Annotated in this window: 19 protein-coding genes and 2 pseudogenes; 15 read left to right on the plus strand and 6 right to left on the minus strand. The window is 67.1% G+C overall.

Annotated elements, in window-relative coordinates:
• The first annotated feature begins 37 nt into the window (after positions 1-37).
• On the plus strand, positions 38-622 hold the full coding sequence (locus J1902_RS16570; protein WP_207617419.1) for a histidine phosphatase family protein: 585 nt from the start codon (positions 38-40) through the stop codon (positions 620-622).
• Positions 623-654: 32 nt separating this feature from the next.
• Here the strand turns inward: J1902_RS16570 and J1902_RS16575 are convergent, their stop codons facing one another.
• On the minus strand, positions 655-1,551 hold the full coding sequence (locus tag J1902_RS16575) for an amidohydrolase family protein (RefSeq protein ID WP_207617420.1): 897 nt from the start codon (positions 1,549-1,551) through the stop codon (positions 655-657).
• A complete protein-coding gene (locus J1902_RS16580; RefSeq protein WP_242702128.1) occupies positions 1,548-2,054 on the minus strand; it encodes a hypothetical protein in 507 nt (168 codons plus the stop codon). Before J1902_RS16580 ends, J1902_RS16575 begins: the two co-directional genes overlap by 4 nt.
• 304 nt (positions 2,055-2,358) lie before the next feature.
• Here J1902_RS16580 and J1902_RS16585 point away from each other — a divergent pair, with 304 nt between their 5' ends.
• On the plus strand, positions 2,359-4,257 hold the full coding sequence (locus J1902_RS16585) for an FAD-binding monooxygenase (protein WP_207617421.1): 1,899 nt from the start codon (positions 2,359-2,361) through the stop codon (positions 4,255-4,257).
• Between the two features lie 188 nt (positions 4,258-4,445).
• Here J1902_RS16585 and J1902_RS16590 read toward each other — a convergent pair whose 3' ends face one another.
• On the minus strand, positions 4,446-5,957 hold the full coding sequence (locus tag J1902_RS16590) for a PucR family transcriptional regulator (RefSeq protein ID WP_207617422.1): 1,512 nt from the start codon (positions 5,955-5,957) through the stop codon (positions 4,446-4,448).
• Positions 5,958-6,130: 173 nt separating this feature from the next.
• On the opposite strand from J1902_RS16590, the gene J1902_RS16595 reads away from it, so the two are divergent.
• The 10 genes and pseudogenes from J1902_RS16595 (at position 6,131) to J1902_RS16640 (ending at position 15,987) form a co-directional block, all read left to right on the plus strand.
• Positions 6,131-7,513, plus strand: coding sequence for an MFS transporter (locus tag J1902_RS16595; protein WP_207617423.1), 1,383 nt, complete (start codon positions 6,131-6,133; stop codon positions 7,511-7,513).
• Positions 7,510-8,517, plus strand: coding sequence for an agmatinase (gene speB / locus J1902_RS16600; protein ID WP_207617424.1), 1,008 nt, complete (start codon positions 7,510-7,512; stop codon positions 8,515-8,517). Before J1902_RS16595 ends, speB begins: the two co-directional genes overlap by 4 nt.
• Before the next feature lie 153 nt (positions 8,518-8,670).
• On the plus strand, positions 8,671-9,114 hold the full coding sequence (gene mscL / locus J1902_RS16605; RefSeq protein ID WP_207617425.1) for a large conductance mechanosensitive channel protein MscL: 444 nt from the start codon (positions 8,671-8,673) through the stop codon (positions 9,112-9,114).
• Positions 9,115-9,248: 134 nt separating this feature from the next.
• Positions 9,249-10,110: pseudogene (locus tag J1902_RS16610) on the plus strand (amino acid-binding protein).
• Positions 10,111-10,455: 345 nt separating this feature from the next.
• A complete protein-coding gene (locus tag J1902_RS16615; RefSeq protein ID WP_207617426.1) occupies positions 10,456-11,796 on the plus strand; it encodes an MFS transporter in 1,341 nt (446 codons plus the stop codon).
• Positions 11,797-11,898: 102 nt separating this feature from the next.
• Positions 11,899-12,582 (plus strand): GntR family transcriptional regulator, encoded by a 684-nt coding sequence (locus J1902_RS16620; protein WP_207617427.1) that lies wholly within the window; start codon positions 11,899-11,901, stop codon positions 12,580-12,582.
• Entirely contained in the window at positions 12,579-13,370 is a 792-nt protein-coding gene (locus tag J1902_RS16625; RefSeq protein ID WP_207617428.1) for an aspartate/glutamate racemase family protein, read from the plus strand. The genes J1902_RS16620 and J1902_RS16625 overlap by 4 nt, the downstream gene beginning before the upstream one ends.
• 27 nt (positions 13,371-13,397) lie before the next feature.
• Complete coding sequence (locus J1902_RS16630) at positions 13,398-14,837, plus strand: amidohydrolase family protein (protein WP_207617429.1); 1,440 nt, start codon at positions 13,398-13,400, stop codon at positions 14,835-14,837.
• Positions 14,838-14,845: 8 nt separating this feature from the next.
• Entirely contained in the window at positions 14,846-15,580 is a 735-nt protein-coding gene (locus tag J1902_RS16635; protein WP_207617430.1) for a maleate cis-trans isomerase family protein, read from the plus strand.
• Between the two features lie 149 nt (positions 15,581-15,729).
• Positions 15,730-15,987 (plus strand): DUF1876 domain-containing protein, encoded by a 258-nt coding sequence (locus J1902_RS16640; protein WP_207617431.1) that lies wholly within the window; start codon positions 15,730-15,732, stop codon positions 15,985-15,987.
• Positions 15,988-16,022: 35 nt separating this feature from the next.
• Here the strand turns inward: J1902_RS16640 and J1902_RS16645 are convergent, their stop codons facing one another.
• The 3 genes from J1902_RS16645 to J1902_RS16655 are packed head-to-tail and all read right to left on the minus strand — an operon-like array spanning position 16,023 to position 18,909.
• Entirely contained in the window at positions 16,023-17,396 is a 1,374-nt protein-coding gene (locus J1902_RS16645; RefSeq protein WP_207617432.1) for an NAD(P)(+) transhydrogenase (Re/Si-specific) subunit beta, read from the minus strand.
• Positions 17,393-17,737 carry an NAD(P) transhydrogenase subunit alpha part 2 gene (locus J1902_RS16650; RefSeq protein WP_242702129.1) on the minus strand — a complete coding sequence of 115 codons (345 nt, stop codon included), beginning with the start codon at positions 17,735-17,737 and terminating at the stop codon, positions 17,393-17,395. The genes J1902_RS16645 and J1902_RS16650 overlap by 4 nt, the downstream gene beginning before the upstream one ends.
• A complete protein-coding gene (locus tag J1902_RS16655; protein WP_207617433.1) occupies positions 17,737-18,909 on the minus strand; it encodes a Re/Si-specific NAD(P)(+) transhydrogenase subunit alpha in 1,173 nt (390 codons plus the stop codon). Before J1902_RS16655 ends, J1902_RS16650 begins: the two co-directional genes overlap by 1 nt.
• Positions 18,910-19,091: 182 nt before the next feature.
• On the opposite strand from J1902_RS16655, the gene J1902_RS16660 reads away from it, so the two are divergent.
• The 3 genes and pseudogenes from J1902_RS16660 to J1902_RS19475 all read left to right on the plus strand — a co-directional run.
• Entirely contained in the window at positions 19,092-19,697 is a 606-nt protein-coding gene (locus J1902_RS16660; protein ID WP_207617434.1) for an NADPH-dependent FMN reductase, read from the plus strand.
• Positions 19,698-19,822: 125 nt separating this feature from the next.
• Positions 19,823-19,957: a transposase gene (locus tag J1902_RS19730; RefSeq protein ID WP_207617435.1), complete on the plus strand. Its 135-nt coding sequence runs from the start codon at positions 19,823-19,825 to the stop codon at positions 19,955-19,957.
• A 167-nt stretch (positions 19,958-20,124) separates the two neighbouring features.
• Positions 20,125-20,228, plus strand: a pseudogene (locus tag J1902_RS19475) (3-hydroxyacyl-CoA dehydrogenase); the annotation flags it as partial.

Raw genomic sequence — 20,228 nt, forward strand, 5'->3', positions numbered from 1 at the left:
GACAGCTCACGGCGGCGCTCAAGGCAGAATGGAGGGCATGACCCTTACGACATTCGCCCTCATCCGCCATGGCCAGACTGACTGGAACGCGGAGCGCCGGCTGCAGGGAGCCACCGATATTCCGCTGAACGACGTCGGCCGCGGCCAGGCGCGCGACGCCGTCGAGGTTCTTTCCGGCTATGAATGGGACGCGATCGTATCTTCGCCGTTAAGCCGTGCGGCAGAGACCGCCGATCTGATTGCCCACGGCCTGGGGCTCAGCGTAACCCGGCGCGTGCCGGAGCTCATCGAGCGCAGCTTCGGGCGTGCGGAGGGCCTGCAGGCCGGACCCGAACTGGAAGCGCTGCGCATCCCCGGCGGCTTCCGCGGCGCCGAAAGCGAAGACGAGGCAGCCGGCCGCGGCTTGACCACACTGGACGCGTTGGCCGAGGAGTTCCGCGGCCGCCGCGTCCTGGTGGTCGCCCACGGCACGCTCCTTCGTGTGACCCTCAGCCGCGCCATTGGCCGCACCCTGCAAGGCATCGACAACGCCGTACTCAACCTGGCCCACCACCATCCCGTTGGCGGCTGGGAGCTCGAATACTTCAATGGCCAACGGGTCATGGCTGCAGCCCAGGGCTGAGCGGCGTCGGGGTCAGCAAGCAGGCGGCGATGTCAGCCGAGGCCGAGCAGCCTTGCGCCGTTGGTCCAGAGCACCGCACGCATCCAGTCGTCGCCAAGGCCCAGCCGGGCGAGGGCATCGAGCTGGTGGGCGTAGGGGTAGGGGATGTTGGGGAAGTCTGAGCCCAGGATGATCCGATCGCGCAGCGCGGGGAGCCGGGCAAGGTAGCTGTCCGGCATGGGAGCGAAGCCGTTGGTGAAGTCGGTTCCCACCATGGTGGTGTCCAGATGGACGTTGGGGTATTCCTCGGCGATGTCCGCGAAGGCGTCGTACTCGGGCATGCCCATGTGTGCGATGACAAGGACGAGCCGCGGGTGCGCGGCCAAGAGCCGGCGGATGCGGTCCGGACCGGTGAAGGGACCTGAGAGAGGCGCCGAGCCTGCATGGATGACCACGGGCGTTCCCGAGGTCTCGAGAGCCTCCCACACCTCGTCAAGGAGAGGATCATCCGGCGCGAAACCGCCGACTTCCACATGGACTTTGAACAGTTGGGCCCCATCGGCGATGGCCTTGCGGACATAGTCCCCGGCGCCCGGTTCAGGGTAGAACGTGGCGCAGTGAAGTGCGCGCGGCGTCCTCAGGGCAAACCCGGCACTCCATTCATTCAGCCACTCCGCCATGCCGGCCTTGTGGGGATAGGACAGGGCCGGGATGGCCTTGAGCCCGAAGCGTCGAAGCTGCTCCAACCGCGATTGCTCACTCGTGCGGTAGTGGATCGGCCAGGCGCGGCCGTAGGATTCCTCGGCGCGGTCGAAGTAACCCCACACCTTCCGCATCATTTCCTCCGGAAGGAAGTGCACGTGGATGTCCGCCAGCCCGGGAATCCCCAATGCGCTCAGGTAATCCGGAATGCCGGCGTCATCGCGGGGCCCAGGGGTGGTTGCGCTCATTGGGGGATCCTATCCTCCTTGCGCCGCCTGCCCGCCATGGCAATCACCACCACGGCGACAAGCGCCGCCAGGCTGACCGCGTAGAGCAGCCCGCCCCACGGAGAATGGTCCCCTCCCCGTATGAAGAAGGCGTCGGCGAGCCCCATGCCGCCGGGAAATGCCGCGAACCAGTGCGACGGCGCCCCGAGCACCAGAATCAGCAGCTCCAACACCACTGCGGTCCTGATGCGGGTGATTGACCCCGCCATGGCGCCGAGCACCACGGATGCCGCCAGCACCACACCGACGGCGGCCCACGTCAGGACCTCAGGCGCAGCAAGCGTTTCGTTGGCACGGGCCATTTCGGCATGGATTTCCTCAAGGGTGGCGCCAGGAACCGCAGCCAGCGGATTCCACACGAGGATCTGGAATGCCCCGGCAACCGCGTACCCCGCAACAAGCAGCAAGCCCACGGCCCCCGCAGCAACGGCGCGCCACCGTCTGGATACTCCCCCACGTCCCATGCCCCTCAGGGTACAAGACGCCGCCGCGCAGGCTCAGGCTGGCGTGCGATTGTGCTCAATCATCCAGCCTTGCCCTCTCACCAAGGCCCGGAATTCCGGGGATCTTTGCTCGCCGCCGGCGAATGATTGAGCAGAATCCGACGTGCGGGGGCGGCATTCCCGACGGCGTCCGCAGCGAATGCGCCATCCGCACCCTTGTCAGCCACGTCACAGCTGCCGTACAGTTCTAGATCAAGACAAGAGTTCAACTATGGAACCTCAAGTTCCATAATCGAACAACCACACAAGGAAGTGAGGAAATCCCGTGCAGTTCCACCACCACGGCTACGTATCCGGCGACCCGCGCGTCCAGCCGGCAGCCGGCGTCGGCATCAACCGGCCCGATGACCTTCCCGACGAGGTCGACGTACTCATCGTGGGCAGCGGACCCGCGGGCATGCTCACCGCGGCGCAGCTGTCCCAGTTCCCGGGCGTCACCACCCGGATCGTGGAGCGCCGCCCGGGCAGGCTAGCCATCGGCCAGGCCGACGGCATCCAGGCCCGGAGCGTGGAGACCTTCCAGGCCTTCGGCTTCGCCGAGCGGATCACGGCCGAGGCCTACTGGATCACCGAGATGGCGTTCTGGCGCCCGGACGCCGAGGACCCCACGAAGATCGTCCGCGGCGGCCGCGCGAAGGACGACGAGACGGGCATCAGCGAGTTCAAGCACCTGATCGTCAACCAGGCCCGCGTGCTGGACTACTTCGCCGAGGTCGCCGCCAACTCCCCCACCCGGCTGGTCCCCGACTACGGCTGGGACTTCCAGACGCTCGAAGTGGCCGACGAAGGCGAGTACCCTGTCAAGGTCACGCTCGTGCGCAGCGCCGGCCCGGACGAGGGCGCCGAACGCACAGTGCACGCAAAGTACGTCGTCGGCGCCGACGGCGCACGCAGCAAGGTCCGCGCCTCGATCGGCTGCACCCTGGCCGGCGACAAGGCCAACCACGCTTGGGGAGTCATGGACGTCCTGGCCTCCACCGATTTCCCGGACATCCGCCTCAAATGCGCCATCCAATCGCACGACGGCGGCTCCATCCTGCTGATCCCGCGCGAAGGCGGGCACCTCTTCCGCATGTACGTGGACCTCGGAGTGGTCCCCGAGGACGACAACGGCCATGTCCGCAACACCAGCATCGAGCAGATCATCGCCAAGGCCAACGAGATCATGCGCCCCTACACTGTCGAAGTACGCAACGTCGCCTGGCACAGCGTGTACGAGGTGGGTCACCGCCTCACGGACCGCTTCGACGACGTCCTGCCGGAGCAGCTGGGGACCCGCACGCCGCGCGTGTTCATTACGGGCGACGCCTGCCACACCCACTCGGCGAAGGCCGGCCAGGGCATGAACGTGTCCATGCAGGACGGCTTCAACATCGCCTGGAAGCTAGGCCACGTCCTCGAGGGCCGCAGCCCCGAGTCGCTGCTGTCCACGTACTCGGCCGAGCGCCAAGTCGTCGCGAAGAACCTGATCGACTTCGACAAGACGTGGTCCACCATGATGGCCAAGAAGCCCGAGGAGTTCGAGGACCCCTCGGAGCTCGAGGACTTCTACGTCCGCACGGCGGAGTTCCCGGCCGGTTTCATGACCGAGTACACGCCGTCGCTGATCATCGGCGAGGCCGCCCACCAGGAGCTGGCCACGGGTTTCCCGATCGGGAAGCGCTTCACGTCAGCCATGGTCTCCCGCGTCTGCGACACCAACCCGCTCCATCTGGGTCATCAGGCCACCGCTGACGGCCGCTGGCGCATCTACGTCTTCGCCGACGCAGCCAACGCAGGCGCCCCGTCGCCCGTCGCGGACTTCGCCGAGTGGATCGCGAACTCGCCGGACTCGCCGCTGGCCGCGACGCCGTCGGGCGCCGACTGCGACGCGTGGTTCGACGTGAAGGTGATCTACCAGCAGAAACACGAGGACATCGATCTCAACGCCGTCCCCGCGGTGTTCAAGCCGGAGGTGGGTCCGTTCCGGCTCAACTACCTGGAGAAAGTCTTCGGCACCGACCCGGCCGCGGACATCTTCGAACTGCGCGGCCTCAGCCGCAACGGCGTCGTGGTGGTGGTGCGGCCGGACCAGTACGTCGCCAACGTGCTGCCCTTGACCGCGACGGCGGAACTCGCCGCATTCTTCGCGCCCCTCCTGCCGGCCCGGCTGCCCGCCCAGTAGCCGCCGGGGACTGCGCTCCTTCCCAGTTGCCTCCTGCCCCACGTGGGACGAAGCCCGGAATTGCCCGGCACGCAGCCATGGCGTGCCGGGCATTTCCATGGCAACTGGGAAGGAACGTCACCGTCTGGCGTCCGTTTCGCATCCTACGGCCGGGCGTGCCGGCGGGGACGCGCGGCCCGTTGACGGGGTTACGTGGAGAGGCTGCCCTGGGGATCCATGGCGTGGTGGATCTGGAGGGCAAACCACAGCTGCGCCACGGTGGAGGTCTCGTTCATGTCCAGTCCGGTCAGCTCGCCGATCTTGCGCATCCGGTAGATGATTGTCTGCCGGTGCGTAAAGAGGGCTGCCGCGGTTTTCTGCCACGAACGTTGATTGTCCAAAAAGGTCCTCAAAGTGACAATGAGGTCTCCGTGCCCTCCCTGTTCATACTCGAAAATCGGGCCGAGATACCTCTGCACAAGCGCATTCCCCTCCTCGAAACTGGTGAGCCCCATCCACGAAGGACCGCCTGCATAATGGACCAGTCCCGTGCCGGTATTGGCCGCCGTCCCCAGCGCCCACAGCGATTCCTGCAGGGCCCGCCGGACTCCTGCCGCTTTCGCAGGCCGGCTGATCCCGATCCTCACATCCGATGGCACGGCGTGCCGGAGCATCTCGTCGTTGCAATCTGCGGCCACAGCCAAGTGCAGGGTGTTGAAGTGGCGCAGGCACGCCACCGGGTAACCGTGCCTCCAAAGGTCGACGTGGATATCCGCCAGACGGTCCCCGTCCTCGCTGGACATCGAGACGATCAGGAATTCGGGCGACAAGACACCGAATTCAGGCAGGCGGTTTTCGATCTCCGCAGCTCCAAGGCGCCCGTCGATAGCCTGCAGGAGGAACTCGGCCCCCAAACGGTTCTGGCTCTCCAAGGAAAGAACCGTTCGGGACAGTTCGAGTCCCAGCACGGTGGCCGCATGGAGCAGCACGACGGCGTCCGGGTGGGGTTGGGAGTTCGGCAGCACCACCAGCAAGGCGTTGGAGTGCGTCGGGATATCCATCATCAGGACGTGGCGGTTGTTGATGCGGTGCCATTGGAACTTCTTGCCGGCCGCGGGTGCTTTGCTGGTCAGGGATTCAAGATCCTGGAGAAGCGAATCCGGCAGGGTTTGGCCGCCGGGATGCCAGGGATGTAGGCAGCTCCGGTCAACCACGAAAAGGCTCGCGTCGAGCTCGGCTTCGACTCCCGCCGTCAGGCTGCGCCAGTGTTCGTCAGAGGGCCCGGCCAGCCGGAGCAGCTCGTAGATGCGCGCGGTCTGGCGCAGCCTGCGTGACTCCTCGAGAAGCGAAGCCTCCGCCACGGACCGCCCGATTGCGATGAACGGCAGCGGATAGGGGATGCTGATCGCCGGCAGCGGCAGCCGGTTGCAGGCATCGACGAACTCCTGCTGCAGCTCGGGAGCATGCATCTGTGCCCCGATGGCCAGTGCGCTGGCGCCCGCATCGACCAGTGCCTGGGCAAGCGCGACTTGCCCAGGGGCGTCCGCGGGGATGGAGAGTCCGTTGGTCATCATCAGCTCGCCGCCCGTGACCCATTCCCACAGCCGGGGCAGATCGGAGGTATGGGCCCAGGTGATGCGGTTGGACAAGCCTTCCGAGCCGGCCAGGAGGGTCAGGCCAAGCTGCGGTTCGGCCAGCAGTTCGGCCACGGTGATCGCCATGCGGAGAGTTCCTGTTCGTGAGTCCGTAGGCCGCCCCACAGCCGTTTATACAAATGTATAAGCCCACTCGCTATTTGTAGTCAATCAGCGAATGTACCGGGTGATCCAGCTCACCAACAATGTAGATACTGAACTTCCTGCCCAGCGATGGGCATTCACGAGAGAGGGTTGCAATGAGCGCAACGAGCAATCTCATTGATGACGCCCCACTGACCACATTCCACAAGAAGCTGACCTTCTTCGCTTCCGGTGGTCCGTTCATCGATGGCTATGCGCTGTCAATCATCGGCATAGCCCTGATCACGATGACACCCAGCCTGCAGCTGAGCACCGTGGAAATCGGCCTTATCGGCGCAGCCAGCCTGGTCGGCATCTTCTTCGGCGGAGCCATCTTCGGGTGGCTGACGGACAAGATCGGCCGGCACAAGATGTACATTGCCGACCTCATCGCCTTGGCGTTATTCTCCCTGCTGAACGGATTCGCCACCGAGGTCTGGCAGGTTGTCCTCTGCAGGTTCTTCCTCGGCGCGGCCATCGGCGCCGACTACCCGATCGCTACTTCGCTGCTGGCCGAGTTCCTCCCGAAGAAGCACCGCGGCCGTTTGCTCGGTGCAACGTTCGTGGTCTGGGCGATCGGCGCGGCCGCTGCATACGCCGTCGGCTACCTCCTGCGTGACATGGGACCGGATGCCTGGCGCGTCATGGTCGCCAGCCCGGCGATCTTTGCGGTCATCACGCTGCTGTGCCGGCTTGGAACCCCGGAATCTCCGCGCTGGCTGCTGTCCCGCGGCCGCCGTGATGAAGCCCGTGCTGTCATCAAGAAGGTCTACGGCGAGCAGTACGATCTCGGCGACATAGCCTCCGACAGCGACGGTCCGGCCAAACGGGGCAAGTTCACTGACATTTTCAAGGGCCAGTTCCTGAAGCGCACCCTGTTCGTCTCCATCTTCTGGACGGCCCAGGTCATCCCGCTTTTCGCCGTCTACACCTTCGCCCCTGACCTGCTGGCATCAATGGGCATGACAGGTGACGCCAACCTCTACGGCGGCTCCTTCCTGATCTCCATGCTGTTCGTCGTCGGTGGCATCCCGGGTCTGTGGCTCGTCGAGAAGATCGGCCGCCGCAAGCTGCTCCTCTGGAGCTTCGCGGTGATCGTGGTGGCCCTGGCCATCCCGGCCTTCATCCCAAACGTCCAGGCAGCCCCGCTCTTCATCGCGCTGGCCATCTTCGCCCTCGCGTCGGGCGCCTCCAGCTTCCTCGAAGTCGTCTACCCCAACGAGCTGTTTCCCACGGAAGTCCGTGCCACGGCGGTCGGTTTCGGCACGGCCATCAGCCGCGTTGGCTCGGCTGCCAGTACCTACCTGATGCCGGTAGCAATCGTCAGCTTCGGCGCCGCGGGTTCGCTGCTCATCGGCGCACTGATCTCTTTGGTGGGCCTGGCCGCCACTCTCCTGCTTGCGCCGGAAACCGCCAACAAGTCGCTCTCGGAACTCACCACAGAAAAGAAGCCGGCGCTGCCGGCGCACAGCCAAGTAACTGAAGGGTCCATGTCATGACCACGCACAAACCAATCGGCCCCGTCGACGCAACGAAGGTTCCCCGCTACGCAGGCCTGGGCACCTTCGCCCGGCTTCCCCAGATCGACCGTGTCCCGGACTACGACATCGCGATTGTCGGTGTCCCGTTCGACGGCGGCACCTCCTACCGTCCGGGCGCCCGCTTCGGTCCGGCTGCTGTCCGCGAAGCATCGCGGCTTCTCCGCCCCGGCTACCACCCGGAGCTCGACGTCGAGCCAGTGTACGAAGCCCAGGTTGTGGATGCCGGTGACATCGCCTGCACCCCCTACGACATCGCCCGCGCAGTCCGCGAGATCGAAGAGCAGGCCCTCCCGCTCCTCGGCGACGCAGACTCCGGCAAGCGGCTCATCTCCATCGGCGGCGACCACACCATCGCCCTCCCGATGCTGCGGGCCTTGAACAAGGTCCACGGCCCGGTGGCCCTGCTCCACTTCGATGCGCACCTGGACACCTGGGACACCTACTTCGACCAGCCGGTCACCCACGGAACCATCTTCCGCAGGGCATTCGAGGAAGGCCTCCTCGTTGAGGACAAGTCGATGCACGTTGGCATCCGCGGACCGGTCTACGACCGTGACGACTTCCTCCGCGACCACGAGTTCGGTTTCCAGATCATCCGCTGCTCGGACCTGGATGTCATCGGCGTGCCGGCCGCCATCCAGCGCGTCAAGGACCGCCTGGGCGACACCCCGGTCTACGTCTCCATCGACATCGACGTCCTGGACCCGTCCTACGCTCCCGGCACGGGAACCCCGGAAATGGGCGGCCTGCACTCCCGCGAACTGCTTGCCCTCCTGCGGGGCCTCAACGGCATCAACATCGTCGGCGCCGATGTCGTGGAAGTTGCTCCGGCCTACGACCACGCAGACATCACCACTGTGGCAGCGGCAACTCTCGTCTTCGACCTCCTCGCCCTGATGGTGAACCGCAGCAAAGGCGCTTCGTTCTCCGTGGAGGCGGAGCTGGAGGCGGCCACCACCTAGGATCGGACGACGGCGGGCCCTGCGGATCATCCGCAGGGCCCGCCTTTGCGTGGGGTAACTGCCTCGCCGTGAGCCAAAGAAGACCTCCCGGAAACCTTCAAGTGGTAGTTTGATCTCTGCTCCTGCACCCTGAAAACAACCGGAGGTCTTTCCATGCTCAAGGGATTCAAGGATTTCATTCTTCGCGGCAACGTGATCGAACTGGCGATTGCCGTCGTCGTCGGCACGGCATTCACGGCCCTCGTGGCAGCGTTCACCACCAACATCATCAACCCGGTCATCGCGGCCGCCGGCGGCGTCAATGCCGGGGGCCTGGGCTTCGCGATCTGGCCGGACAACCCCGCAACGTTCGTGAACTTCGGCGCCGTGATCACGGCCTTCGTGACCTTCCTGATCACCGCCGCCGTGGTCTACTTCATCTTCGTGGCGCCCATGAACAAGATCAACGCAATGGTCAAGGCCCGCCTGGCCACCGAGGAACCCGAGGAAGAGCCGCTGCCGGCCGACACCGCGCTGCTCGCCGAAATCCGCGACCTCCTGTCCGAGCTGGCAGCAGCCAACCGCGGCTCCGAGCGGGACTCCGACTCCGTCCGCTAGGGTCCGTCTAGGAGACGAATTCCGGCCGTGAACCGGCAGGCGCCACGGGTGTGCCTGCCGGTTCCGCCGTTTAAGGCGCACGATCGTGACGCACAGGCAACCGTGCCGAAACACCCACCGGGCAGCATGGAGGCATGAAGCCGAAGCAGAAGACTCCCGCCGCCGCAGAGCTCTCCTGCGAAGTGTGCGGCCAGTTGCCCGAACCGCCCAAGGCCCCGCTTCACGGTGGCCCAGATCGCAGTGATGCTCCCCATCGAGCTGCTGGTGCACGCCGCGGTGGTGGAAACCCACCTGCCGTACCTGGCCAAGGTGCTCCTCCTGACCGTCACCGCCACGGTGCTGGTCATCTGGGTGGCCGAGCCCTCCGCCGCCAGGGTGCTGCGGAGCTGGCTCCACGCCCCCGCGCTGCGCCACCGGCGCAGGCTCCACACGGCGCCGGCCCTGTGGCGCGCCCGCACGGTACTGCGCGACCAGCCCGGTTCCCTGCAGAAGATCACCCAGTCCCTCGCGCGCCTCGACACCAACATCCTCAGCATCCACGTGCACCCGATGGACGGCACGGTCCTGGACGAGTTCGTGCTGTCCGCGCCCGGACGTCTGGGTGAGGCGGAGCTGCTGAAAGCGCTCGACGACGGCGGCGGCCGTGAGTCGCACGTGTGGCCGACCACGACGCTCGCCATGGCGGACGGGCAGACCAGGGCGCTGAGCATCGCGGCCCGCATTGCCGGCAACCCGGACGAGCTCCCCCTCGCCGTGGCCGAGCTGCTCTCCGCCAGGGTGGTCCCCAGCGTTCCGGAAGGCTCCGCCGAAGAGCCGGCCGCCGGCGTCGGGCCCTCTGGCACACTGCTCAAGATCCCCACGGCCTGGCGCGGACCGCTGGTGTTCTCCCGCCCGGACGAGCCGTTCACGCCCGCCGAATCCGCCCGCGCCCACCGCCTGGCCGAGCTGGCGGAGATCCTGGCACACCGCCCCGCGCCCAGCCCGAAGGCACCCTGACACTCCAATACGCTCACGACGCGGAAATGGCCTGACGACACCGGAATTCCCGTGTCGTCAGGCCATTTGCGCGTCCTCAGAATGTTTGATGGTCCCGGCCCGGTCACAATCCGTTTTTTCGCTTTGTATACCAAACCCCTTGACAGTGCCCCGCATCACACTTACCTTTGATTTTGGGATCCCAAAACGGGATCCCAAAGGATTCACCGGATGCGCTTCCCTCATCGACTGGCCGGAACCGCAGCACGTGCCGCCGGGACGAGTCCGGCCGCAGCGGCATCCCCGCGCGGTTCGCCCTCACAGACATCCCCCATCCCATCCCCATGACTCCCCGAAGGAGAAGCTGTGTCTCTCCACAACACTGAAACAGTAATCGCGGCGCCAGAAGGCAAATCCGGCAAGGACGGCGTGCAGCGACGCACCAAAGTCCGCTGGAAACTCTTCCTCCTGCTCCTGGTCCTGGTCGCCGTCAACTACATCGACCGCGGCTCCATCTCCGTGGCCCTGCCCATCATCCAGAAGGAATTCAACCTTGCTCCGGAGCTCGTCGGGCTCCTGCTCTCGGCCTTCTTCTGGACCTACGCCCTCATGCAGATCCCGGTCGGCTGGCTGATCGACAAGTTCGGCCCGCGCAAGGTCATGACGGCCTCCTGCGTGGGCTGGGGCGCCGCGACCGCTGCCTCGGGCCTGGCCGGCGGCTTCCTGAGCATGTTCATTGCCCGCCTCGGCATCGGCGTCACCGAGGCCGGCGTGATGCCCGCCGGCGGCAAGCTCAACGCAATCTGGATGCACAAGTCCGAACGCGGCCGCGGCGCCACCATCCTGGACGCCGGCGCTCCCCTCGGCGCCGGCCTGGGCGGCATCCTCATCGCCGGGCTCATCGCCTCCACCGGCAGCTGGCGCACCGCGTTCATCATCGCCGGCGGCGCCACGGTCCTCATGGGCCTGGCCGTCTGGTGGTACATCCGCGACAACCCGCGCCAGCACCGCGGCGTCAACGCCGCCGAGGCCGAATACATCGAGGCTTCCCACGCCGCCGAGGACGCCGAAGCAGCAGCCGAAGGCGCCAAGGGCAAGCGCGCCCTGCTCCCCTACCTGAAGTTCCGCTCCTTCTGGGCCATGTGCCTCGGCTGGCTGGGCTTCAACGGCGTGTTCTACGGCCTGCTCACCTGGGGCCCGCTCTACCTCGCCCAGGCCAAGGGCTTCGACCTGAAGACCATCGGCTGGTCCACCTTCGTGATCTTCGGCGCCGGCTTCGTCGGTGAAATCCTGGGCGGCCACATCGCCGACAAGTGGCGCAACTCCGGCGCCTCCGCCAACCTGGTCATGCGCACCCTGCTGGGCATCTCCAGCGTTGTAGTGGTGGGCGGCCTGGTGGGCGTCACCATCGTGGCGGATCCGACGACGGCGGTTGTGCTGCTGTCCGTGGTCATGTTCTTCCTCCGCTGGGTGGGCCTCTTCTGGAGCATCCCTTCCATCCTGGGCGGCCGGACCAATGCCGGCGTCCTGGGCGGCGCCATGAACTTCAGCGGCAACATCGCGGGCTTCGTCACCCCGATTGTGGTAGGCCTGATTGTCGGGGCCACCGGCTCCTACACCTGGGCGCTGCTCTACTTTGTTGGGTCCGCGATCATCATGGGCGTTTCCGTGCTGACCCTGAACTACAACAAGCGCCTCCCGGTCTAACCCCCCGACCGGGCTGGCCGGACGGACTGCATCTCCGGAAGGCCAGACGCCGGCCGGGAACGCCGGGCGCACCGCCTGAAAGAACCACGAATGGAGCCAGAATTGCTTACCGCAGAAGACACGAACAACACGGACCGCCCCCTCCGGGAGACCGTGCGTGACACGCTCCGTACGAGGATCTTCGAAGGCCACTATGCGCCCGGCACCCGGCTGGTGGAGCGGGACCTCGCCGCCGAATTCAATGTTTCCCGCCTGCCCGTCCGCGAGGCCCTCCGGATGCTCCGGCAGGAAGGCCTCATCCGGGACCGCGCCTCCCGTGGCATGGAGGTCAGCGGACTGAGCGCCAAAGACGTGGAAGATCTCTTCGACGTCCGCCAGTCCCTCGAGGTGCTCGCCTGCAGGCTGGCCGCGGCCCGCGCCACGGCCGCGGACCTGGAACAGCTCCAGGGCCTGCTGGACGAGGCCGAGCGCTGCCTCGCCAAGGGATCCATCCTGGAAGCCCACCGCGCCAACAGCGAATTCCACGATGAGATCACCCGCATCGCCAACAACGACTTCCTCCGCTCGGCGCTGGAACCCCTTCAGGGCCGCATGCACTGGCTCTTCCGCCACGTCAGCGACCTCCCGGAACTGATCCAGGAACACCGCGAGCTCTACGCGGCGATCGCCAGCGGCAACCCGGAACGCGCCGCCGCCCAATCGGCGTCGCACATCGGCAAGTACCGCGAACAGTTCCCCGAAGACACCACCGCCGCCGAGCCCAAGCTGTATCGGAAAAAACCATGAAACTCCTGGTCATCAACCCCAACATCAGTGCCGACGTCACGGCGCTGATCGAGGCCGAGGCGCTGCGCTCGGCCGGTCCGGACACCGAGCTGATCGTGCGGACCGCCGGGCACGGCGTCGAGTACATCGAAACCCGCTTCGAGTCCCTCATCGCCGCCGGCGCTGTCGCCGAAATCATCGCCGAGCACGCCGCCGGTCCGGCTTCCGGCCAGGTGGACGGCATCGTGGTAGCCGCCTTCGGCGATCCCGGCATGCCGGCCCTGAAGGAACTGGTGGATGTGCCGGTCATCGGCATCACCGAGGCCGCCCTCTGCGCCGCCGCCCTGCAGGGCCAGCGCTTTTCCATCATTGCCATCTCGGACCGCATCACCGCCTGGTACCGGGACTGCGTTGAGCACTTCGGCCTTGGCGGCCGCCTGGCCTCGATCCGTTCCATCAACCAGAGCCTGAACTCGATTGGCTCCGTGCAGGCCGACTTCAAGGAAACCCTGCTGGCACTCAGCCGGCAGGCCGTCGCGGAGGACGGGGCCGACGTCGTGATCCTGGCAGGTGCCCCGCTCGCCGGGCTGGCCCGCGAACTTGAGGGACAGATCCCCGTTCCCGTGGTGGACGGCATCTCGGCCGGCATCCGGATGACCGAAGCCGTGGTGGCCCTGCAGTCCGGTTTCCACCGCCAGGGCGCGTTCGCCCCGCCGCCCGTCAAGCGCCGCAGCGGACTGACCGAAAACCTCGACGCCGCCCTGGCCTCCGCGCAGTCGGCGCACCTTTCCGCCGCACCGGCTACCTAGAAACCTTCAAGAATTAGGAGGACGACGATGTCCCAACTCCCCGATCTCGTCATCGCCCACGGCACCGTGGTCAATAGTTTTGGGCGACAGGCTGCCCACGTGGTGGTCGACGGCGGCCGCATCATGCAGCTGCTCGACGCCGCCGAGCCCGTGCCCGCGGCCGTCCGCACCGTGGACGCCACGGGCCACCTGGTGATCCCGGGCGGCGTGGACGGCCACTGCCACGTGGCCCAGGTGACCGGCCGCTTCCGCACCCTGGACGACTACCGCACCACCTCCACCGCCGCATTGTGGGGCGGCACCACCACCATCATCGACTTTGGTATACCGCGGGACGCCCAGGAATCCCCGCTCGATGCCGTGCTGAACAAGAAGCGGCTCGCCGCCGAATCCCGCTGCGACGTGGCCCTGCACGGCTCCGTGGTCAGCTGGGACGAGACCGTGCCGTGGCAGCTGGAACAGCTCGCCGCCGAGGGCGTGCGTTCGGTGAAGATGTACACCACCAACCGCGGATCCACCATGGCCAGCGGCGACACCATCCTCAAGGTCATGCGCGAAATGGTCCGCCTTGACGGACTCACCTACATCCACGCCGAGCACGACCCCATCATTGCCGACTGCACCGAGCAGCACGCGGCTGACGGCCACATCGGGATTAACCACCTTCACTGGACCCGGCCCGAGCTGGCCGAGGAAATCTCCGTCAAGGAAACCCTCGCCATGGCCGAATACACCGGAGCCCCCGTGTACTTCGTGCACCAGTCGACCCCGGGCGCCGTGGACCTGGTCACCGAGGCCCGCGAGCGCGGCCAAGAGGCCTACTCCGAGACCTGCCCGCACTACCTGACCCTGGATGACACCGTCTACGGCAGCACCTTCCCCGAGTGGTACGCCTGCTGCCCGCCCATGCGCAGCGCCGAAACCGTGGCCGCCCTCAAGGAACGCCTCGCCGCCGGGGCCATCCACACCGTGGCCTCGGACCACTCCTGCTACGACCTCTCGCAGAAACGCGAGCGCACGGACGACGTCCGCTTCATGCCGCACGGCCTGCCCGGCGTCGAGACCCGCATGCCGGTGACGTTCACGGCGCTGGTCTCCGAGTCCGGCGGCTCCGTGGAGGACTTCGTGGAGGTCTTCTCCGCGGGCCCGGCCCGGATCAACGCGCTGCCGCGCAAGGGCGCCATCGTGGAAGGCTTCGACGCCGACCTGGTCGTTTTCGATCCCGCCGCACAACTAAACGTCGACGGCGGTGCGCTGCACATGGGGACCGATTTCTCGCCGTTCGAGGGGAAGACGCTTAACGGCTGGCCCGCCGTCGTCGTCTCCGCCGGGCGCGTGGTGGTGGACGGCTCCGGGTTCCAGGATCCCGGCCCGGTGGGCCGCTTCGTGGCCCGCAACGGCTTCACCGAACACCGCGATGCCCTGTCCACTGGTGCACTGTCCGTTCCCGTCACTGTTTCCGCCTAGGAGCCCCCATGCCTTCCGCCAACCGACCCGTCCGCATCGGCATGATCGTGCCGTCCTCCAACACCTGCCTGGAGCCGCAGAGCTACCGCATCCTGGGCGACCGCCGCGACGTCACGCTGCACTTCACCCGCATCAACGTCACCCGGATCGCACTGGATGATTCCTCCGACAAGCAGTTCGATGCCGCCGGGATGCGGGCCGCCGCGGAGCTGCTCGCGACCTCGGACGTGGACGTGATCGCCTGGAACGGCACCTCGGGCTCGTGGCTGGGCGCCTCCCACGACGAAGAGCTGGTCCGGGAAATCACCGAGGCCACCGGCATCCCCGCCACCACGTCCACCCTGGCCTACCTGGAGGCGTTTGCTGCCTTTGGAACCGAGCGGATCGGGCTGTTCACGCCCTACACGGGTGATGTCAACGAGGCCGTGATCGCCTCCTACGCGCGGGCCGGCATCAAGACGATCGACCACCGGCACCTGGACCTGAGCGACAACGAATCCTTCGCCAGGGTCACCGACGCCGAGATGCTGCCGGGCTCCCTGGAACTCGCGGCCTCGAACCCGGACGCGCTGGTCTACCTGTGCACCAACCTGTACGGCGCCAACATCACGGCCGAGGTGGAGGAGAGGACCGGAGTTCCGGTCCTGGACTCCGTGGCCGTGACCCTGTGGCACTGTTTGAAGCTTGCCGGCGCCCCCTTGCTTCACCCAAGGTGGGGCCGGCTGCTGGCAGACCGGTCCTAATCCCGGCCTGGCAGCGCCCGGTCCGTACCACCGGGCAAGGCAACAGCGGCGGTCCGTCCCCTGGGGACGGGCCGCCGCTGCCTTGTCAACCCTTGACTGGCTGCCTTCAGCCTGACACTGTTGAATTCTCATTCGAGGAGGCGGCCACCATGAACTGGTCGGTAGATATCGACATCGACGAACACGAAAACCAAACGCGGGCCACGGCGCGGCTACGTGCTGAAGGCCGGGATGAACTGGTGGGGCTCGGCCTGGCCAGGCTGAATCCCGCGGACTCCGGCGTCCCGGAGATCGGTGATGAGCTGGCGACGGCACGGGCCCTGGCGGACTTGTCGCATCAGCTGATCGAGGCCACCGCGGCCGACATCGAGAAAATCACCAAACAACCGCCGCATCTCTACGCTTAGAGATTCATCCATACGTAGCGTCAAGCGCGCTGACGCTACAGCGCCTTGACCGCGCCCAGCACCTTGGTCAGGGAGTCCTTGGCGTCGCCGAACAGCAGGGTGGTCTGCGGTTCGTAGAGCAGCTCGTTCTCGATCCCCGCGAAGCCGGGCCGCATGGAGCGTTTGAGGAACACCACCTGCCGGGCCTCGGCCACTTCCAGGATGGGCATGCCGTAGATCGGTGAGCCGGCGCTGGTCTTCGCGGCGGGATTGACGACGTCGTTCGCGCCCACCACCAGCGCGACGTCGGCGGTCCTAAATTCGGAGTTGATCTCGCCCATCTCCCTCAGCGACTCGTAGGGCACATCGGCCTCAGCCAGCAGTACGTTCATGTGCCCGGGCATACGCCCGGCCACGGGGTGGATAGCGAAATCCACTCTGATGCCGCGCGCCTGAAGTGCCAGGGCGAGTTCAGCCGCGGTGTGCTGACCCTGTGCCACGGCCAGCCCATAGCCCGGCACAATGATGACGCGCTGCGCGTAGCCCAGCAGCACCGCGACGTCCTCCGCGCTAGAGGAGCGCACTGGGCGATCGCTCGCCGTCGTCGAGCCCGCCGTCGAGCCGCCCCGGAAGGCGCCGAACAGGATGCCGGTGACCTTGCGGCCCATGGCCGCGGCCATGGCGCGGGTGAGAATGGTACCGGAGGCGCCCACCAGCGTTCCGGCCACCACTAGCAGCACATTGCCCAGCACCAGGCCGGACGCGGCCACGGCCAGGCCGGTGAAGGCGTTCAACAGCGAGATGACGATCGGCACGTCGGCGCCGCCCACCGGCAGCACCAGCAGAACGCCGGCCACCAGCCCCAGCGCCAGGAGCACCAGGGCGAGCGCGAAGGAACCGTTGAACACCACCACGACGCCGACCCCCACCGCGGCGAGCAGCACGGCCCCCATGAGCACGGGCAGGCCCGGGAAGAGCACGGGCCGGGTAGTCATCAGTTCCTGCAGCTTGGCGAAGGTGATGGCCGAGCCGGCGAAGGACACGGCCCCCACCAGCAGCGTGAACACGATGGCCACGCGTACCCAGGCGTCGCCGGTGTGGCCGAGTTCGAGCAACCCCACGAGCGCCGCGGCGCCGCCGCCCACGCCGTTGAACAAGGCCACAAGCTGCGGCATCTGCGTCATCTGCACCCGCCGAGCCACCGGTGCGGCCACCGCACTGCCCACGACAATCGCGCCCAGGATCCAGGGAATGTTGTCCATCTTGACCGAAACGAACACCGTGACGACGGCGAGCAGCGCACCGAAGGCACCCAGCAGGTTGCCGCGCCGGGCGGTGCGCGGCGAGCTCAGGCCCCTGAGGGCGAGGATGAAGCACACGGCCGCGGCCAGGTAGAGCAGCGAGGTCCAGAGCGGGTCGAGGAGGGTCATCGTGCGCCTTCCTTGCCCCCGGACGCCTGTGCCGCCGGCGACGGCGGCTGCTTCTCCACCGGGCGTTTGCGCCCGCCGAACATCTCCAGCATGCGGTCGGTCACCACGAAGCCGCCCACCAGGTTGGCGGTGGCGAGGACGACGGCGAGCAGCGCCACCGCGAGCACCCAGGGGTCCGAGGCCTGGCCGGCCACAATGATGGCGCCCACCAGGATGATGCCGTGGATGGCGTTGGCCCCGGACATGAGGGGCGTGTGCAGGGTGCTGGAGACCTTGGAAACCACTTCGAAGCCCACGAAGACCGCCAGCACGGTGATCGTCAGCAGGCTGATGCCGTCCATCAGTTCACTCCTTCGTTTTCAACCGCTTCGTCGAGCGCCGCGAGCGCCTCCGCCGTCGGGCCGTGCCGCACCTCGCCGCCGTGCGTCAGGCACGCCCCGGCCACCACGTCGTCCCCGAAATCGGGGGCCACGGTCCCGTCCCGGACCATGAGCGCGAGCAAGTTGGCCACGTTCTTGGCGTAGAGCCGCGAGGCGTCCGATGGCATGGCCGAGGCCGGATCCTTCAACCCCACGAGGGTGACGTAGCCCTGCCCGTCCGCCGTGGGCACCTGGAGGTCCTCGCCGGGCACGGAGCCCTCCACGTTGCCGCCGGATTCCGCGGCGAGGTCGATCACCACCGAGCCGGGGCGCATGCCCTGCACCATGTCGCGGCTCACCAGCAGCGGGGCCGGTCTGCCGGGGACGGCCGCCGTCGTGATCAGCACGTCCGCCAGGGCGACATGCGGGGCAAGAAGCCGGCGCTGCAGGGCGCCGCGGTCCGCGCTGAGCTCGCGCGCGTAGCCGCCGGAGGCTTCCGCCGTCTCGAGGTCGAGCTTGATGAAGGTGCCGCCCATCGAGGCCACCTCGTCGGCAGAGGCGGGCCGGATGTCGTTGGCGGAGACGCGGGCGCCGAGCCGCTTGGCGGTGCCGATGGCCTGCAGCCCGGCCACGCCGGCGCCAAGCACCAGCACCCGGGCGGGCGGCACGGTCCCGGCGGCCGTCATGTACAGCGGAAAGAAGCGCGGCAGCCGGATCGCTGCCTCCAGCACGCAGCGGTACCCCGCCACCAGGGCCTGCGAGGAGAGGGCGTCCATGGACTGGGCGCGGGAGATCCGCGGGACCAGCTCCAGGGCGAAGGAGGTCACCCCGGCGGCGGCGAGCGCCCGGACGGTGGGCAGCTCCGACGACGGCGAGGCCAGGCCCACGGTGACGGCACCCCGGCACAGGGCTGCCGCTGTCGCGGGTTCCAGCGGGCGGACGTGCGCGTAAACGTCCAGGCTGCCGGTTTCCAGGGAGGGTACGACGGCGGCCCCCGCGTTCCGGTAGTCGTCGTCGCTGTGCCCGGCGGCCAGGCCGGCCCCGCTTTCGATCACCACGTCCAGGCCCAGCCCGGCCAGCTGCTTCACCGTCTCGGGCGTCGCGGCCACCCGCCGTTCGCCGTCGATCCGTTCCCTCGCTACGCCCAGCAACACCGGCTGCTCACCTCCCGGACAGAGTCATTGTTGGCTAGAGTCTATGGCCCGCGGCCCCGGCACGGCAGTAGGGTGGCCGTTCCCAACTGCGGGAGGCTGGACTATGCTCGCCATGAGCCGGGAGCCCCCAGTTCCCGCCGTCGATGGGCGGTCCTGCCGCGCCGTCGGGAAGGAATGCAGCAATGGCCACCTTTAAGATCGGCTACCTCGTCGGGAGCCTTTCCAGCACTTCCATCAACCGGGTCCTGTCCAAAGCGCTGATCAGCGTGGCGCCGGAGGAGCTTGAATTCACCGAAATCCCCATCAAGGACCTCCCGCTGTACAGCCAGGACTACGACGCCGACTTCCCGCCCGCCGGCCGGGCCCTGAAGGACGCGATCGCGGACGCGGACGGCATCCTGTTCGTCTCGCCCGAATTCAACCGATCCATCCCCGGCGCCCTGAAGAACGCCATTGACTGGGGTTCCCGGCCGTGGGGCACCAACTCCTTCGCCCGCAAGCCCACGGGCATCATCGGCACCTCGCCCGGCAGCATCGGCACCGCCGTGATGCAGTCTTCCATGCGCAGCGTGCTGAGCTTCCTCGATGCGCCGCAGCTGAACGCCCCGGAGGCCTACATCAAGTTCGATCCGGAGGCCTTCGGGGCGGACGGCAGCGTCACGGACGAGGGCACGGCGGCCCTGCTGCGCCACTACATGGAGGAATACAGTGCCTTCGTGCAGCGTGTGCTGGCCGCCAACGCGCCGGGCCACATCGGCGACGAAACCCCCGACGCCGGGCCACACTGACGCGCTGAGCAGCAGCCCTCTGCTCTACCTCCGCGCGAACCGGCAGCAGATGCCCCTTGATTCGGTTCTTGAGGTCATCTGCTGCCAGTTCGGGGTCCTGCGCCCGCTCCCACGGCTGTCCCGGCGTGCCGCTGCTGACTATCGGCGCGGTCATCGCCGAGCTGACCCTGACCTGCAGCACCGGCGTCGTTGAAGGGCACATCAACTGGATCAGGATGATCAAACGCCAGATATTCGGCCGGGCCGGCTTCAGCTCCTGAGGCAGGAAGTCCTGCTCTCATGACCGCAACCGCGCCCGACCCCCGATTCACGAATTCGCGCCAGAACCCCGAGAATGGCGGTCAGAACGCAGCGCGAGAGCGGTTTACACGTACCTGCGGGATCGCATGCACGAACGGCGGGGAGGGCGCCTGTGTAGATGCAACAAAGACTGCTGATCCGGGTGGCCACCATTGCGCCGGGCATTTTCGAGACGCCCATGATGGCCGGCCTGCCGCAGGAAGCCCAGGATTCCCTGGGCCAGCAGGTGCC

The organism is Arthrobacter cavernae, from assembly GCF_017368795.1.
In the GTDB taxonomy this organism is placed as follows: domain Bacteria; phylum Actinomycetota; class Actinomycetes; order Actinomycetales; family Micrococcaceae; genus Arthrobacter; species Arthrobacter cavernae.

Excerpts from the sequence above, each read along its gene's own strand:
- J1902_RS16570 (WP_207617419.1), top strand. The coding sequence starts at position 38 with ATGACCCTTACGACATTCGCCCTCATCCGCCATGGCCAGACTGACTGG.
- J1902_RS16575 (WP_207617420.1), bottom strand. The coding sequence starts at position 1,551 with ATGAGCGCAACCACCCCTGGGCCCCGCGATGACGCCGGCATTCCGGAT.
- J1902_RS16580 (WP_242702128.1), bottom strand. The coding sequence starts at position 2,054 with ATGGGACGTGGGGGAGTATCCAGACGGTGGCGCGCCGTTGCTGCGGGG.
- J1902_RS16590 (WP_207617422.1), bottom strand. The coding sequence starts at position 5,957 with ATGGCGATCACCGTGGCCGAACTGCTGGCCGAACCGCAGCTTGGCCTG.
- J1902_RS16595 (WP_207617423.1), top strand. The coding sequence starts at position 6,131 with ATGAGCGCAACGAGCAATCTCATTGATGACGCCCCACTGACCACATTC.
- speB (WP_207617424.1), top strand. The coding sequence starts at position 7,510 with ATGACCACGCACAAACCAATCGGCCCCGTCGACGCAACGAAGGTTCCC.
- mscL (WP_207617425.1), top strand. The coding sequence starts at position 8,671 with ATGCTCAAGGGATTCAAGGATTTCATTCTTCGCGGCAACGTGATCGAA.
- J1902_RS16625 (WP_207617428.1), top strand. The coding sequence starts at position 12,579 with ATGAAACTCCTGGTCATCAACCCCAACATCAGTGCCGACGTCACGGCG.
- J1902_RS16630 (WP_207617429.1), top strand. The coding sequence starts at position 13,398 with ATGTCCCAACTCCCCGATCTCGTCATCGCCCACGGCACCGTGGTCAAT.
- J1902_RS16635 (WP_207617430.1), top strand. The coding sequence starts at position 14,846 with ATGCCTTCCGCCAACCGACCCGTCCGCATCGGCATGATCGTGCCGTCC.
- J1902_RS16640 (WP_207617431.1), top strand. The coding sequence starts at position 15,730 with ATGAACTGGTCGGTAGATATCGACATCGACGAACACGAAAACCAAACG.
- J1902_RS16645 (WP_207617432.1), bottom strand. The coding sequence starts at position 17,396 with ATGACCCTCCTCGACCCGCTCTGGACCTCGCTGCTCTACCTGGCCGCG.
- J1902_RS16650 (WP_242702129.1), bottom strand. The coding sequence starts at position 17,737 with ATGGACGGCATCAGCCTGCTGACGATCACCGTGCTGGCGGTCTTCGTG.
- J1902_RS16660 (WP_207617434.1), top strand. The coding sequence starts at position 19,092 with ATGGCCACCTTTAAGATCGGCTACCTCGTCGGGAGCCTTTCCAGCACT.